The following is a 13,363-nucleotide window of genomic DNA, read 5'->3' as shown; positions in this document are numbered from 1 at the left end:
CATCGCAAGCTCTCACTCTTGCCGTCACCAGCTAACGCGGGAACAGAATAATGATCCAGTTCGACCAGGTCACCAAGCGCTACCCAGGTGGCAACGAAGCCCTGAAAAACCTGTCTTTCAACATCGATACCGGTGAGATGGTCTTTCTCGCCGGCCATTCCGGCGCCGGCAAATCCACCTTGCTCAAGCTAATCGCCGGCATAGAGCGCGCCACCGCCGGCGGCGTAGTGGTCAACGGCCAGAACCTATCCAAGCTGCGCTCCAGCCAGATCCCCTATGTGCGCCAACACATCGGCCTTGTCTTCCAGGATCACAAGATCCTGTTCGACCGCAGCGTGTTCGACAATGTGATGCTGCCGCTGGACATTATCGGCTTTGATCGCCGCGACGCCGCCAAGCGCGTGCGCGCCGCGCTGGACAAGGTTGGCTTGCTCGGCAAGGAAAAGAGCATGCCGATCCGCCTGTCAGGCGGCGAACAACAGCGCCTGTGCATCGCCCGAGCCGTGGTGCATCGCCCCAGCATCCTGCTTGCCGACGAACCCTCGGCCAACCTGGATCGCGCTTATGCGCTGGACATCATGGAATTGTTCAAATCCTTCCACCAGGTAGGCGTCACCGTGCTGATCTCAGCTCACGACGAAACCCTAATGGAAGACTACGGCCGCCGAATCATTCGCCTGCGGGAAGGACAATTTGCCGCATGAAACATTATCTCTATCTGAACTGGCAAAGCGCCAAGCAGGCGCTGATCAAGATTCTTCGTCAACCGTTCGGCAGCTTTTTGACCTTGCTGATGTTGTCGCTGGCACTGGCCTTGCCGCTCTCGCTTTATTTGACCGTCAGCAGCGTGCAGGACTGGGTAGGCCGCTTGAGCGCCACGCCGCAAGTCACCTTGTTCATGGAGCAGTCATCGGAAGAAGCGGACTTGGCCGCGGTCACTTCCACTTTGACCCATCATCCCAAGGTCAAGAGCTACAGCTTCGTCAGCAAGAACAAGGCGCTGGCGGACATGGAGAAACGCAACGGCCTGCCGGGTTTGGCCGATGGCCTGGACAGCAACCCGCTGCCGGACGCTTTCGTCGTCACGCCTAAGGCGCTGGAGCCCCGCGAACTAGAGATGCTGCAAAAGGAATTGTCCGGCCTGCCCATGGTGGAACAAGCGCAATTCGACGCGGATTGGGCAAAGCGCCTCTACGGCATGGTGGAAATGGGCAAGCATCTGACCTGGTTCATGGCCATCGCCCTGGGCCTGGCGCTGGTGCTGGTAACCAATAATGCGATCCGAATGCAAATCCTGGCACGCCAGGACGAAATCGAGGTGTCCAAATTGATAGGCGCGCCGGACAGTTTCATCCGCCGCCCCTTCATGTACCACGCGATGTGGCAAGGCATCCTGGCCGGCTTGGCCGCCTGGGCACTGACAGGCTGGCTGACCTCAGTCGCCAACCCGGCAATTCGCGAATTCGCCCAGTTGTACGGAGAACGGGTGGAGCTGCGCAATTTGAGCCCGATTGAACTGGCCGTCGCCGTCGCCGTTTCCGCCCTGCTGGCGACGCTGGGCGCCCGCCTCGCCTCCGACCATCATCTGCGCAAGATAGAACCCAAATGAAACGCGGCCGCTTGCCAGCACATGTAAGCGGCGCAACAACTGTTAATCAGAGCAGACAGCGTCGACATATCGGCTGCGTTACTATCGAGTCGATAGAAAAAATCATTGGCGCAGGAACCTTTCATTGCTAGCACTCTCCATATACGAGTGCTAACATATCACTACCCAAGGAGGTAGTTATACAGATGACCACAACATTTGCCTTGCCCGTCCCGTCCACCAGCGGCAGCCTGGAGCAATACATCCAAGCTGTTAACAGCGTACCCATGCTGACGCCTGAGCAGGAAAACGAGCTTGCAACGCGCTTTCAGGAGCAAAACGACCTGGAAGCCGCGCGCCAGCTGGTGCTCTCGCACCTGCGCGTGGTGGTATCGATTTCCCGCGGCTATTCCGGTTACGGTTTGCCGCAAGCCGACTTGATTCAAGAAGGCAATATCGGCCTGATGAAGGCCGTCAAACGCTTCGAGCCCGATCGCGGCGTGCGCTTGTTCTCTTTTGCCGTGCACTGGATCAAGGCCGAGATTCACGAATTCATTCTGCGCAATTGGCGCTTGGTGCGCATCGCCACCACCAAGCCACAGCGTAAGTTGTTCTTTAATTTGCGCAGCATGAAGAGCAGTTTCTCCGCGCTGTCGGAAAACGAGGCCCGCCAAATCGCAGCCGATCTGGGCGTCAAGCCGGAAGAAGTCCGCGAAATGGAAACCCGCATGAGCGGCCAGGACGTCGCCTTGCTGGCTGACGACAATGACGACGACGGCTACGCGCCGATTGACTGGCTGGCCGATCACCACAATGAACCGACCCGCGAACTTGAGCGCCGCGCGTTCGACCATCTGCAAACCGAAGGCCTGCAGCAAGCGTTGGCCACGCTGGACCCGCGCAGCCGCCGCATCGTTGAAGCGCGCTGGCTGGCCGACGACAGCGGCTCCACGCTGCATGAGCTGGCCGCCGAGTTCGGCGTATCCGCCGAGCGTATCCGTCAGATAGAGGCCAAGGCTCTGGGCAAGATGAAGACCGCGCTCAGTCAGGGCGTGGTGATCGAAGGCTAAGTCCTCCCCGCTCAATAAAAAACCACAGACCAAGGTCTGTGGTTTTTTTGTGCCCTATCATCGCAAGGGCCTACTCGGCCATGGTCTGGTACTTGGCCGGCAACTTGGCGTAGGCTGCGCGAGCCACCGCGCGCAGGGGCTCCCATTCCGCCCTGTCGTCGTCCAAGGTGCTCAGGAACACGCCGGCGTAAGTGGGAAAAGAAGCCAGCGTCGTCCGCAGGGTCTGCTCCGCCTGAGCTTGTTTTCCGGCCAACACTTCCAGCTGCGCGCGCTTCAACATCACTTCCGGATAGGGGCGGAATGCGGTTAGCCGGTTCTCCAGCGCCAATTTACGCTCTAGTTGCTCCGGCCCCACTTTCAAGTAGTCATCCACTGTGTAAAGCGCGTGGTAGGCGAATAGCGGCTTGGTATCGGCGATCTCGATCAAGCGTTCCATCCTCCCCGCATCCCGTTTCGCATCATTGGTCGGCGTATACAAGCCTACCAGCTCCCAGAACATTGATAGACTACTGATTGACAGCCAGCCCACCCAAACCAGCGCCGCGAATAACGGGAGACGTAGTGGCCAAGCCAGCTGACGATCGCCTCGCGGCGCCATGGCTGCGAAGATCACCAGCATCGCCAGAAAGTAGTAATACCACAGCGGATACTCCAACATGCTGTGCGTCAGCGTCACCGCCAGGCAGCCCAAAGCCAATACCCCTTCGAGGGTGGCGCGACGTCCAAAGAACGGCCACAGCACCCAGGCAAAACCGCCGACGATCAACAAGGTGGCCATGCCGCCCATCTCGGCCAGCAATTGCAGAACCAGATTATGGGAGTTGGTGAACAAACCGCTATTGAAACCGGAGGCGGCGAATTGCGGCAGCGGCTGCAAACGCACGCTCTCCGCGGCAAACTGCGACCAACCCACCCCCGTCAGCGGATGCGACTGGAAACTCAGCCATGCTTTATGCATTTCTGCGAAGCGCCGCGACCCCATATCGTCGCCATTGGCCGCCAGGCGCGCCAGACCAGAAGTGTTTTGCAAGTTTTCGTGCGTCAGCCAGGAAAGCAATTGATTAAACCAAGGCAGGGCGAACTGCATCGCCAACACCACCAGGCAGGACAGCCACATCGCCCACAACATCCGGCGCGACTCCGCGCTACCGATGCGCCAATGCCAGAGCGCGGCCAGCCCGGACAAGGCCACCAAATACAACAGAATAGTGCGCGAACCCGCCCACCCCAGCATCAAAGCCAGGCCGAGGACGAGAATGCTCAGGCCCCAGCGCGGTAGCCTGCCGGCAGCATACAAATACACCCCAGCCACCACCGACCACATCAAATAGTGCGCATACTGATTGCGTTGGCCGATATGGCCAAAAATATTGCTGGTGGGGTGAGAGCCATCGTAGAACAAGCCCAGCTCCGCGGCGTAGCCGGTCAACTGAGCCACGCCTATCGCCGCCTGCACCAAGCCGCCAAGGATCAAGGCCCAAGCCAGCCAGACCGCGAACGGTCGCTCGCCCATTTCCTCGCGCAAAGACATAGTGACCGCTGCGAGCAAGGCCGCAGCCAGCCAGGCCAAGGCAGTGGCGTAATTCATTCCGGGGAACAAGGCCTCCACCCAGAACGGCTGCCCGGCCCAAAGCAGTCCCATGGCCAGACACCACCAGGCGCTGCGCGGCATATAGCGGAATAACGATCCGCTCGGCAACACGAAGACCGCCGCCGCCAGCAGCAGCCAGACCACATTGATTTCGCCAAACCATTGCGGCAGCGGCACATAGTGGATGCGCGAGGCGAAAGGCAGGATGGCGATGAGGCATAGGGCCAGCATCGCCAGGAATGTGGAAAATCTTTGAGCGCTCATATTACGGCTGTCGTTTGCTAGATGGAGGACGCAGGATACCGCAAGCAGGCGCTCCAACAAACCGTATCCTCGCGGTCAAAACAGCGGCTTGCGTGTCACGGGTACGGCCACGGTCATCACGGCGGCCAACTGCGCGGCCTGACTGTGAGGAGGATGTTGGGCGTAGGCTTGAGCAGCGACCATAGCTAGCTTTCTCAGAGGGGCAACTTGGGGACTATTTTGAGAAGCCAACATACCTACAAAACCATTCACATAGTCTGGATAATTAGCGATTGCCATCTTTAATGATTTATTCGCTTCTACCTTATTCCCATCCAAAGCCTGCAATATTGCCAACTTTATTAGCACATTAGGATATGGACGGTAACGCGCTAGCATTTCAAAATGAGCAAGCTTTATATCCAGCTGTTCGCTTGTAGGTATCATATAATTAGCCAATGCCATATCCACATCTCTTGCCCAAAATGGGTTTCTTCCAATACTCGACAACGCCTCTAACCGAGCAATATTATCTTTTTCATTTAATGATGGAGCACCATATTGAACAATAGTCCAAAAAGAACTTAGCCCCATCATAAAATACATCAAAAACCCTACCCCAAACAAAACCGACAACCCTTTTACGAACTCAGGGCGAAGCGAGATGCTCCACTCGCTATCTTTTACCAAAGCACAAACCAAAATAAACATGATTAAAAATGGCATATACCACATAGGATACTCAAACATACTATGCACCAAAATCACCACAAAAATACCGCACAACCACAGGCTTTCTATATTCTTTTTCACTTTCAACAACAGTCTGAACAGTAGATAACACAAGCCTAACACTACAGGAACTGTCCCAAATAACCCAGTCTCCGCTAGCAACTGGAAAAACAAATTATGACTATGAGTAAACAGCCAACTCTCCGGCTGTTTAGGCAAGCCGGCAAGCCATTCCATCCTTACCGTCTCTGCCGCAAACCCTCCCCACCCTACACCAAACCATGGATGCTCCATAAAAATAAGCCATGCCTTGGTCCACTCAATCCGTCTCCGCGCCCCCAAACCACCATCCATAATACGATCCGAGCCGCTAACAACATTAATAGGCAACCCCATTTTACTTAGCAGCAGCATAATCTCGCTATTCCAGAGTTGAAAGCAAAACATCAATAGTGCCGCCCCCACTACAGCCCAAGCAAACAACTTTACTTCACTACGTTCTTTTTCATTACCCTTCAGACTTCTATACCAGTACCACACCAACACTGACACCAAAAGCATATAGGCCAAAGGCAAACGAGCCCCAGACCAAGAAATCGCCAAAATTACTGGCAGTAAAAAAAGCAACACAAACCTGTATCGCATGCTACCAATCGCATACAAATAACAAGCCGACAGAACCCCCCAAAAAAGAAAATTTGCATATTGATTTCGCTGCCCTATATTTCCAACCACATCCAATGAATTTGGACTATAAACAATTAGCCCATAAAAATACTGCCCCATCCTCAATGCCTGAAAAATACCAGCAAAAGACTGCAGCAGTGCGAATGCAACAACAACCTTCGCCAGCATTACAATCAAAGAATTAACATCGGACGAATTCAAGCAACTACGCAATAAGAGAACAAATAAAGCCAAACCGACAAAAACAATGGCAAGCTGACTATAAAAAACTGATTGCAACATAACCATAGCAACAACTAACAAAACCAATTCAAGCCAGGAAACAAGTACTTTCCCAAACTTTAAAAAACACAAGCAGAGCATGGCTATACCAAGCAAAGCAAATGCTGAGGCATCAGACATCCAATCAGGTAGCGGCACATAACGCAACCAACTCATGAACGGTAAAGAAACCACCAGTGCAATCAATAAAAAAGAAAGCAGTTTTATATTTTTATCCATAACAAAAAGGGTGCCCTTAGGCACCCTCCTTATGCAAGGTTTTTTTAATATCAGTTGCCGGCACGGCAGTTAGCTGGCAGCCATTGAGTGCTAAGCCCACTTGTCCCTGATGCTGCACATATCCAAGTAATAGATCCGGCTGAAGCGGTAGGAGTCAGAGTCAATTGATTTTTAGTAGCATCAATTAACGTCGTGCTATATGTAACGGTAATAACACCATTTGTACCAACAGCAACGCTGGTTACTGAGTTACCACTAATTGTGGCTTGCAAGCCCGCAGACGCATTAGTCCCAGGGAAAGAACCATTTGATGCATAATATTCAGCAACTGCCGTTTTGGCAGCAGAAGCCAGACTCAAACCTTCCGACACTCTAGCTCGTTTGGTATAGTCCTGATAAGCGGGGATGGCAATGGCAGCCAAAATACCGATGATGGCAACAACAATCATCAGTTCTATAAGAGTAAAACCTTGTTGGGATTTTTGCATTACACGCTCCATTTAATGACAAGACGAAGGCACATATTGAGCATAAGCCGCATCCGTTGAGCACGACCATGCAACAGTACCACTACTCACTACAGGAGAAAAGACCACTGTTAAACCAGAGACTACGCTGTTATTAAATAACACGGTCACAGTACTGACTCCGCTGCTGATTCCAACCTGCACATTACTGACATAATTTCCTACCAAAGTATCAGGCAAACCCGCACTGGCATTGGTGCTTGGCCAAGTATTACCCGCCAGATAGAATTCAGACACCGAGGTCTTTGCCTGATCCGCATAAGTCAGACCCTCCGCCACCTTGGCTCGAACCACATAGTTCTGATAAGCTGGAATCGCAATCGCCGCCAAAATACCGATAATAGCAACAACAATCATTAGTTCAATCAAGGTAAAACCAGCCGCCTTCCTCATTGCTCGGCTCCAAGGCTTCTTTTATAGGAAGCGGCTTATGCAGAAACCATGCCAGCCCCTCTTCCACTCCTATCCCAGTCAATCCGACAGGCATCAACAGCGCAACAGGTAGAAATGTGACGTTTTTGGTCAGTCCGCTGACCTCTCCCTCCCTGTGATAGCATCGAATGCTTAATCTGAATACATAGAACAGAGATGAGCGATAACCAAGACTGGCTGCAACGCAGCTTCAATACCGTCTGGCACCCCTGCACCCAGATGAAGCGTCATGAGGCTTTGCCCATCGTTCCCATCGCCAGCGCCGACGGCGTCTGGTTGAGCGACTTCGACGGCAAGCGCTATCTGGACGGGGTCAGCTCCTGGTGGGTCAATCTGTTTGGCCATGGCCAGCCTCGCATCAAGCAGGCGATCAAGAATCAGCTCGACACGCTGGAGCACGTGATGCTGGCCGGCTTTACGCATCAGCCGGTGGTGGAGTTGTCGGAGCGTCTGGCCAAACTCAGCGGCTTGGCCCATGTGTTTTATGGCTCCGACGGCGCCAGCGCCACGGAAATTGCGCTCAAGATGAGCTTTCACTACTGGCGCAACCAGGGGCAAGCGGGCAAGACCCGCTTTATCAGCCTGGAAAACAGTTATCACGGCGAAACCGTCGGCGCCCTGGCCGTGACCGACGTTCCCTTGTTCTCCAACACCTATGCCGGCTTGCTGAAGCCGGGTCTGCGCGCACCGTCTCCGGACGCCCGCCGCGCGCTGCCCGGTGAAAGCGCGGCCGATGCCGCGCTCAGAGCGATCCAGGCGCTGGAAAATCTGCTAGCCAAGCACGCGGGAGAAGTTGCCGCTGTCATCGTGGAACCCTTGGTGCAAGGTGCGGCCGGAATGGCGATGTACGATCCGCTCTATCTGAGCGAACTGCGCCGGCTGTGTAATCAATATCAGGTGCACTTGATCGCCGATGAAATCGCTGTGGGCTTTGGCCGGACCGGCAGCTTGTTCGCTTACCAGCAAGCCGACATCACGCCGGACTTTCTCTGTCTGTCCAAAGGCATTACCGGCGGTTTCCTGCCGCTTTCCTGCGTGTTGACCAGCGATCCGATTTATCAGGCCTTCTACCACGACGATGTCACCCGGGGTTTCTTGCATTCGCACAGCTATACCGGCAATGCGCTGGCCTGCGCCGCGGCCCTGGCAGTGCTGGATATCTTCGCGGAGGAGGATGTCCTAGCCGCCAATGCCGCCAAAGCTCAGCGCTTCAATACGATGATGGCAGGCATACAAGCGCGTCTGGATGTCAGGAACTTCCGCCACAAGGGCATGATTTGGGCTTTCGAGGTCGACACCGCTCGAGCCGATTTCGCCCAGGCCTGCTTTGCTGCAATGCTGCGCCGAAGTTGCCTGTTGCGTCCGATCGGCAACACCGTTTACTTCATGCCGCCCTACTCGATCACCGACAAGGAAATGGCCTTCCTGATCGCCGCCACCGAAGCCACACTGGAGGAACTGGCGCGCGCATCCAACACCGCCGACGGTCAAAGCATCCCTTTGCCGTGATCCGCCTTGCCATGGCGGGGTGAGTGCTCATAGCATGGAAATGGCAAGATTTACATTGTGAATCGCCTTGCATGCCGCCATCCACCCTGCCAGAACAAACTATGGATCCTCTGCTGATAGATACTCAACCGGATAGCGTGGCGGCATGGCTCGAGCGGCTGCCTTTCACCGATCTGCCCGAATGCGGACGATTATTAAGTCAGTCCATGCAAAACCTGTCCCGAGTTCCACTGGACAGCCATTTGCGCCACAAGCTCCTGAAGCTGTACCTGAAAGCGGTGGATCGCTATTACCCTCTGCTGGAAAACGAGATTCGCCAACATGACAGTTTGGGGACGCCGAAGGTGCGCCAGCTGGCCTTGCTGAGCGTCGAGCTGTTCGCTCTGATTTTCATCACTTTCAAACAGACTCTGCACGATCGCCTTGCCAAGCGCGGCCTGCTGGATCGCGAGCACCCTAAAATCGAGCTGATGGCCTACACCATGATGGCGGCGCGCCAGCTGCTAAGCATCAGCCAGCAATGCTATAGCCCGATCACGCCGGACTTCTGGTACGACTGCCACCAGTTGCATGTCTTCGCCAGCGGCCGCGGCTGGCAAGACAAGGGGCTGGCCAACGACGATTCCATCCAGACCATCTACTTGCAGATCCTATTGATGGGGCTGACCCCCAGCAACCGCCTCGCCCCCACCGAGCAGGCCTTGTCGCGACAGCTGATCTTCGATTTAGCAGCCAAGGCCCGGTTGATTCCGGTGGAGGCCTTGACCCAGCCGGTCCATGGCTATCTGGTTGATCAACAAATCGACTCCCCGCCGCGCTTTCTGCCGATTTCCGCTAGCAAATTGGGCCCAGGCTGCTTTCTGCTGGATCTGGAACCGCTCCGCGACATCCTGGAGAAAAGCAGAGAGGCGCTGCAAAAAGCGCAGAACAATCGTCAGCAGGGCCTGATGGTAGACGAATTGCAGTTGTTATCCTTGCTGGTGGAAGAATGGCATCAGCCCAAACGTCGCCGTCATCCGCGGCTCAAGACTCAAACCATCATCGAAATCGTCGCGGCACTGCCGGGCATCTGGTTCCATCGCAACGATCTAAGTTGGCAGTTGCCCGGTATCGCCGCTGAAGAGGACACGCTTCGCCACCGGCCGCCGCCGCCGCCCTGCTTGCTGGCCATTTCCAATCAGAGCGACAACGGTTTGCTGCTGCACGGCCAACCGCGAGATCAATCGCTGCGTGCAGGGGAACTGCTGCTGGTCACCCCGCCAAACCAACCGGAAAACGCCAAGCTCGGCATCGCCCGCTGGGTTGCGCTACGCGCGGATGGTCGGGAAATCGAATGCGGCGTGGAGTTTATCGGTGCGCCCCCCCGACCCGCACTGGCCATGCCCAGCATTACCCATCCCGGCGACAGCTTTCAGTTCGCCTTGCTGCTGGCCACGCCTGCGGGAATGCCCAGATTGCTGTTGATGGCTGGACGCCCGTATAGCCAGTTACGCGAATTCCGCCTACAAGACGGCGAACGGGAAAGCCTGATCCGGGTATCCCGCTTGCACACGCAGACTCCGCTGTTCCAAATCATGGAATACCGCGACAGCGAGCATTTCTGACCCAGATCAAGCTTTTATCTGGCCGAGGACCCAGCCGAATTCCACGGTCCGCATCAAAGTCCGTGTAATCAACAGGCTGCCGACACGGTGACGGAGGCGCTTTGCCGCCGTCGGTTCTCCTCGCCGCCGGAGGCGGTCCGGCCCGCTCTTTTTCGGGTAAACTCCCCCGCATCTATCGTTTCGACTCATGGAGTTTTGGATGCGCTCGGTTATTCACGCCGCTGACCGGATTGTGGTCAAAGTCGGCTCCAGTCTCGTCACCAATGACGGCAAGGGCCTGGATATGGCGGCGCTCAATCGCTGGGCCGCGGAAATCGCCGAACTGAAGCGGCGTGGCAAACAGGTGGTGCTGGTTTCCAGCGGCGCGATTGCCGAAGGCTGCCAACGTCTGGGCTGGACAGTGCGCCCCAAGGGCGTGCACGAATTGCAGGCCGCCGCCGCAGTGGGCCAGATGGGCCTGTGCCAGGCGTATGAAACCGCCTTCCGCGGCTTTGGCTTGCAAACCGCGCAAATCCTGCTGACGCATGAGGACTTGGCTGACCGCACCCGCTATCTGAACGCCCGCTCCACCTTGACCAGCCTGTTGAATCTGAACGCGGTGCCCATCATCAATGAAAACGACACTGTAGTTACCGATGAAATCCGCTTCGGCGACAATGATACCCTGGGTGCGCTGGTGACCAATCTGATCGAGGCCGATGCCCTGGTTATTCTCACTGATCAGCAAGGCCTGTACAGCGCGGACCCTCGCAAGCACCCCGACGCGGAATTCATCCATGAAGCCATCGCCGGCGAGCCACGGTTGGAAGAGATGGCCGGCGGCGCCGGCTCCAGCGTCGGCACCGGCGGCATGATCACCAAGATTCTCGCCGCCAAGCGCGCGGCGCGCAGCGGCGCGGCCACCGTGATCGCCTGCGGCCGCGAGCATCAAGTGCTGTCGCGCTTGGCGGATGGCGAGGGCATCGGCACCCAGTTGCTGCCGCCCACCAACCGCATGGCGGCGCGCAAGCAATGGTTGGCCGATCATCTGAAATTGTCCGGACGCCTGGTTCTGGACGCCGGCGCGGCGCAGGCGGTGCGGGAACGCGGTACCAGCTTGTTGCCTATCGGCGTTTGCGCGGTGGAAGGCGATTTCCTGCGCGGCGAGGCGGTGGCCTGCGTCGATCAGGAAGGCAAGGAAGTGGCCCGCGGCCTGGTCAACTACAGCTCCAGCGAAGCGCGCACCATCATGCAGAGGCCCACCCGGGAGATTGAAGCCGCGCTCGGCTATATGATCGAACCGGAATTGATTCATCGCGACAATATGGTCGCGCTGTAAGAACGTGTTTACGATCTCGCGAGCTAAGGCGAGACAAGGCGAAAACGGCTGAGAAAGCGGAATGTACACGTGGTACATGAGCATTTCGAAGACGGTTTCAACGCTGTATCGCCGAAGCGCAGCAGATCGTAAACAGGTTCTAAGGGATGCGGCGGCGCCTTCGCTCCATCTCCACTTTCCATTCTTTGAATTAAAGGATTCACGCGTATGAAAAAGCTGGCCCTTTCGGCGCTTCTGGCTCTGACTTGGGGCTCGGCAATGGCCGAGGACGTACTCCATATCTACAACTGGAACAACGCCTTGTCCGCAGACACCGCCAAGCGCTTTGAACAATCGTGCAAATGCCGGCTGGTGCAGGACTATTACGGGGACAACGAGGAGATGCTGGCCAAGCTGGCCGCCGGCGCCAAAGGCTACGACATGGTCTTCCCCACCGCCTTCGCCGTCAGCACGCTGATCAAGCAGGGCAAAACCCAGCCGCTGAACAAGGCGCAGCTGCCCAATTGGAAAAACCTCAACTCAGGCTACCTGAACCTGAACGCGCCGTTCGACGCCGGCAACAAGGTGGCAGCCCCCACCGTGGTGTCGCTGACCTTGCTCGGCTACAACGAAACCCAGTTGCAAAAAGCCGGCGTGTTGCCGCAGGCCAACAGTTGGGCCTTGATCTTCGATCCGGCGGTGCTGGCCAAGATCAAAGGCCGGGTCACCGTACTGGATTCGCAGCGCGAACTGATGTCCGCCGCCCTGCTCTATCTGGGCAAGGACGCCAACTCCACCCATCCCGCCGATTGGAAAGCCGCTGCCGAGGTGATCCGCAAGGCCAAGCCCTACTGGGCCGCCTTCAATAACCAGAGCTACATCAAGGAACTGACCGTAGGCAATATCTGGGTGGCCCACGGCTATTCCAACGATTTGTTCCAGGCGCAGCAGGACGCGATGCGCGCCAAACGGCCGTTCAAGCTAGGCTACCAGCCACAGAAGGAAGGCAATATCCTGGCGGTGGACAATATGGTGATTCTAAAGGACGCTCCGCGCCCGGACTTGGCGCACCGCTTCATCAACTTCATGCTGGACGGCAAGAACGCCGCCGAAATCTCCAACCAGATCGGCGCAACCAACCCGGTCAAGGCGGCCGAGGCCTTCTTCAAACCTCAGATCAAGGCCAATCCGGTGATCATGCTGGAGCCGGCCAAGGGCAAGTACGTGGCGCTGAAAGATCTGGACGTGAAATCCCGCCGCGATTTGAACCGCCTGTGGTCGCAGATCAAGATCGGCCGCTGAGCCATACCCCGTTGCGACGAAAATCCCGGCCAACGACCGTAATGCCGTTCACTTAGCGGATCGAACTTGTTTGATCGGGTAACGGGACGGCTGCTTTTTCACAACGCGAGGGCATTCACGCCCTCGCCGTTGTTTCGAAAGTAGCAATTCACTCAAGCGCTCGCGCAGGCGAAGCAGCCGCGCCGGCAAGGTGCCGGGGCTGCTGATTGCTAGCCAGCTCCACTCGTAGCGCAAATAATGCAGCGCCGTCGTAAAGCTCAGATCCGTCGGTCTGACGCTG

At 56.3% G+C, this 13,363-nt stretch carries 11 protein-coding genes and 1 pseudogene; 7 read left to right on the top strand and 5 right to left on the bottom strand.

Translation table 11 applies throughout. The features are described from left to right. Positions 1–50 precede the first annotated feature (50 nt). The 3 genes from ftsE (at position 51) to rpoH (ending at position 2,658) form a co-directional block, all read left to right on the top strand. Positions 51–704 (top strand): cell division ATP-binding protein FtsE, encoded by a 654-nt coding sequence (gene ftsE / locus B0T39_RS10165; RefSeq protein WP_043592279.1) that lies wholly within the window; start codon positions 51–53, stop codon positions 702–704. Next, on the top strand, positions 701–1,609 hold the full coding sequence (gene ftsX, locus B0T39_RS10160; protein WP_081546268.1) for a permease-like cell division protein FtsX: 909 nt from the start codon (positions 701–703) through the stop codon (positions 1,607–1,609). Before ftsE ends, ftsX begins: the two co-directional genes overlap by 4 nt. A 185-nt stretch (positions 1,610–1,794) precedes the next feature. Then, positions 1,795–2,658, top strand: a complete 864-nt coding sequence (gene rpoH / locus B0T39_RS10155; protein WP_019102027.1) for an RNA polymerase sigma factor RpoH — start codon at positions 1,795–1,797, stop codon at positions 2,656–2,658. Between the two features lie 70 nt (positions 2,659–2,728). Here the strand turns inward: rpoH and B0T39_RS10150 are convergent, their stop codons facing one another. From B0T39_RS10150 to B0T39_RS10135, 4 genes are all read right to left on the bottom strand, one after another. Next, a complete protein-coding gene (locus tag B0T39_RS10150; protein ID WP_081546266.1) occupies positions 2,729–4,513 on the bottom strand; it encodes a PglL family O-oligosaccharyltransferase in 1,785 nt (594 codons plus the stop codon). A gap of 75 nt (positions 4,514–4,588) precedes the next feature. Further along, a complete protein-coding gene (locus B0T39_RS10145; RefSeq protein ID WP_081546264.1) occupies positions 4,589–6,412 on the bottom strand; it encodes a PglL family O-oligosaccharyltransferase in 1,824 nt (607 codons plus the stop codon). A 50-nt stretch (positions 6,413–6,462) separates the two neighbouring features. After that, positions 6,463–6,900: a pilin gene (locus B0T39_RS10140; RefSeq protein WP_081546262.1), complete on the bottom strand. Its 438-nt coding sequence runs from the start codon at positions 6,898–6,900 to the stop codon at positions 6,463–6,465. Between the two features lie 12 nt (positions 6,901–6,912). Continuing rightward, on the bottom strand, positions 6,913–7,332 hold the full coding sequence (locus B0T39_RS10135) for a pilin (RefSeq protein ID WP_081546260.1): 420 nt from the start codon (positions 7,330–7,332) through the stop codon (positions 6,913–6,915). Positions 7,333–7,527: 195 nt separating this feature from the next. Between B0T39_RS10135 and B0T39_RS10130 the strand changes: the two genes are divergently transcribed. The 4 genes from B0T39_RS10130 to B0T39_RS10115 all read left to right on the top strand — a co-directional run bounded on the left by B0T39_RS10130 (position 7,528) and on the right by B0T39_RS10115 (position 13,083). Continuing rightward, positions 7,528–8,880, top strand: coding sequence for an adenosylmethionine--8-amino-7-oxononanoate transaminase (locus B0T39_RS10130; protein ID WP_081546258.1), 1,353 nt, complete (start codon positions 7,528–7,530; stop codon positions 8,878–8,880). Between the two features lie 101 nt (positions 8,881–8,981). Continuing rightward, entirely contained in the window at positions 8,982–10,484 is a 1,503-nt protein-coding gene (locus B0T39_RS10125; protein ID WP_141111166.1) for a hypothetical protein, read from the top strand. A 199-nt stretch (positions 10,485–10,683) separates the two neighbouring features. Then, positions 10,684–11,802, top strand: coding sequence for a glutamate 5-kinase (proB, locus tag B0T39_RS10120; protein WP_081546254.1), 1,119 nt, complete (start codon positions 10,684–10,686; stop codon positions 11,800–11,802). Positions 11,803–12,009: 207 nt separating this feature from the next. Further along, the gene (locus B0T39_RS10115; RefSeq protein WP_081546252.1) at positions 12,010–13,083 is read left to right on the top strand and encodes an ABC transporter substrate-binding protein; all 1,074 of its coding nucleotides are present in this window, start codon (positions 12,010–12,012) and stop codon (positions 13,081–13,083) included. A 48-nt stretch (positions 13,084–13,131) separates the two neighbouring features. Here B0T39_RS10115 and B0T39_RS25820 read toward each other — a convergent pair. Next, positions 13,132–13,363: pseudogene (locus tag B0T39_RS25820) on the bottom strand (IS4 family transposase); the annotation flags it as partial.

The organism is Chromobacterium haemolyticum (assembly GCF_002081825.1).
GTDB classification, from domain to species: Bacteria; Pseudomonadota; Gammaproteobacteria; order Burkholderiales; family Chromobacteriaceae; genus Chromobacterium; species Chromobacterium fluminis.
This window is presented reverse-complemented; position numbering and strand designations above follow the sequence as displayed.

What these genes read in the sequence shown, in the direction of transcription:
- ftsE (WP_043592279.1), top strand. Translation starts at nt 51, where the DNA reads ATGATCCAGTTCGACCAGGTCACCAAGCGCTACCCAGGTGGCAACGAA.
- ftsX (WP_081546268.1), top strand. Translation starts at nt 701, where the DNA reads ATGAAACATTATCTCTATCTGAACTGGCAAAGCGCCAAGCAGGCGCTG.
- rpoH (WP_019102027.1), top strand. Translation starts at nt 1,795, where the DNA reads ATGACCACAACATTTGCCTTGCCCGTCCCGTCCACCAGCGGCAGCCTG.
- B0T39_RS10150 (WP_081546266.1), bottom strand. Translation starts at nt 4,513, where the DNA reads ATGAGCGCTCAAAGATTTTCCACATTCCTGGCGATGCTGGCCCTATGC.
- B0T39_RS10145 (WP_081546264.1), bottom strand. Translation starts at nt 6,412, where the DNA reads ATGGATAAAAATATAAAACTGCTTTCTTTTTTATTGATTGCACTGGTG.
- B0T39_RS10140 (WP_081546262.1), bottom strand. Translation starts at nt 6,900, where the DNA reads ATGCAAAAATCCCAACAAGGTTTTACTCTTATAGAACTGATGATTGTT.
- B0T39_RS10135 (WP_081546260.1), bottom strand. Translation starts at nt 7,332, where the DNA reads ATGAGGAAGGCGGCTGGTTTTACCTTGATTGAACTAATGATTGTTGTT.
- B0T39_RS10130 (WP_081546258.1), top strand. Translation starts at nt 7,528, where the DNA reads ATGAGCGATAACCAAGACTGGCTGCAACGCAGCTTCAATACCGTCTGG.
- B0T39_RS10125 (WP_141111166.1), top strand. Translation starts at nt 8,982, where the DNA reads ATGGATCCTCTGCTGATAGATACTCAACCGGATAGCGTGGCGGCATGG.
- proB (WP_081546254.1), top strand. Translation starts at nt 10,684, where the DNA reads ATGCGCTCGGTTATTCACGCCGCTGACCGGATTGTGGTCAAAGTCGGC.
- B0T39_RS10115 (WP_081546252.1), top strand. Translation starts at nt 12,010, where the DNA reads ATGAAAAAGCTGGCCCTTTCGGCGCTTCTGGCTCTGACTTGGGGCTCG.